We start from the raw sequence: 1954 nt of genomic DNA on the forward strand, positions 1-1954 counted from the left end.
CAGTCGGGTAGCCCAGGGGGATTTCACCCCTGGGCTCCCACAGATCCCGGCGTGAATCTCTCGATTCACCGGGCTCTTGTCACTCTGGTCACCAAACGCGCGGGACCCATGGAGCCCAGTTCCAGTGCGCGAACATGCGAGGATACCGTTCGGTGATCCCTTGCCAGCACTTGAGGGCTTTCTTTCTGGCCTGCAGCCGTTTGTACTTCTTGCGGATCCAGCGCACCAGGTAGGCGTTGATGCGCGACAGGAGCGGATACAGTGCAGAGCGGTAGAACGCCCCGTAATACTGCATCCAACCTCGCACGATCGGGTTTATGCGCCGTGCGAGTTCTTTAAAGGTATGGCCCGTGCGATTATGCAGCCGCCAATACCGCACTTCCGCGTTGATTCTCTTCAGGGCGTCCTTGCTGATCGCGGGCAGGAAGTTATTGAAGTTCTTTCCCTGCTTGGTCCGCGCCTTGCGCTGCCGGAACGTGAACCCCAGGAACGTGAACGACGTGTGCTCATGCGAGCTTCCGCGTTTCCCATCCTGGCAATACACGATCTTTGTCTTGTCGGGATGCAACCGCAGCCCGACCTGCTCCATCCGCTCCGCGATCGCCTTCACCACTATACGGGCTTGAGCCTCGCTGGAACAGTGCACCACCGCGTCATCCACGTAGCGTTCAAAAGCGATACCCGGGAACTCCCGAGCCATCCACGCGTCAAACGCATAGTGCAGGAACAGATTAGCCAGCACAGGCGAAACCGCCGATCCCTGTGGGGTACCACGGTCTCGTTGTTGCAAGGTCTCGTCGGCCGACTGCAACGGCGCTTGGAGCCACCGTTTGACGTACAGCACGACCCACGGCTGGTCGGTGTTGGCCTCCACCGCCTTGACGATGAGGTCCCAGCGGACGCTGTCGAAGAACTTCTGGATGTCCAGATCGATCACCCAGTCACTCTTCCAACAGCGCCTGCGACATGCGTCTACCGCATGCAGGGCGGACCGCCCGGGTCGGTAGCCGTAGGAGTCGGCGTGGAAGATCGGTTCGACCTTCGCCTCCAACCTGCGGGCCACCACCGTTTGAGCGATCCGATCCGCCACGGTGGGCACGCCGAGAATCCTGGTGCCGCCGCCATGCGGTTTCGGTATCTCCACCGCCAGCACCGGGGGCGGAAAATAACTCCCCGACGACATTCGATTCCAGATCCGGTAGAGATTGTTTTTCAGATCTTCCTCGAAGTCATCGATGGAGCATCCATCCACTCCCGGCGCCCCTTTGTTGGCCTTAACCTTCTGCCATGCCTCCCATACTTCCCGCTTGGAGATATCAAATGGCTTGTCTGATGATTTCAGCTCGCCCACGCGACTCCTCCCAGGCCGACGCCCGGTTGACCGAACGAACAAACCACGAATGACCTGGCCCCTTGGCTCCACTCCCACCGCGTCAAGCAGGAGCCTCATTGCTACTACGGGCCAGTCCGCCGACGCACCCCGCAACGGTACTCAATCCCTCACGGTTTAAGCCGCTTGGGACGCTCCCTCTCACCACCCCGAACTATCAGGTTGGAGGTATCGGGGCACGCCTTCTCACGTTCCACGTGGAAGCAGCAGACCAGGCTCACGTCGCCTTCATGCCGGACACCACCTGGCCAATAAGTGGGCACCCGCCAGGCTCATCCCAGGACTATGGACACGCCCTGGTTTCGATGTCAACCATGCTTGTTTCGACACTTCAACGGCTATGACACTCGTCTTCCTGATCCCCACCTGACGCATCAAGTGCGCCTTTTCCCACATCGCTCACCACGACAGTCTTCAGCTAACGCAGCAGTGGGCGGTTTGAAGCCTCCCCCCACAGGGCGACTCCGAAGGGCCAAACCTTCATCTTCCACGCAGCACCGCATCAAGGAGCCCTTCCTACATAAAGCTCCTCTCTGCGTTCGTGACACACGCCCACATAAGCCC

Annotated in this window: 1 protein-coding gene; it reads right to left on the reverse strand. The window is 59.8% G+C overall.

Annotation, left to right across the window (positions count from 1 at the left end):
• Positions 1–88: 88 nt before the first annotated feature.
• The gene (gene ltrA, locus ACSDR0_RS50280) at positions 89–1351 is read right to left on the reverse strand and encodes a group II intron reverse transcriptase/maturase (protein ID WP_435296078.1); all 1263 of its coding nucleotides are present in this window, start codon (positions 1349–1351) and stop codon (positions 89–91) included.
• Positions 1352–1954: the final 603 nt, after the last annotated feature.

This window comes from Streptosporangium sp. G11 (assembly GCF_051192615.1).
Taxonomy (GTDB): Bacteria; Actinomycetota; Actinomycetes; order Streptosporangiales; family Streptosporangiaceae; genus Streptosporangium.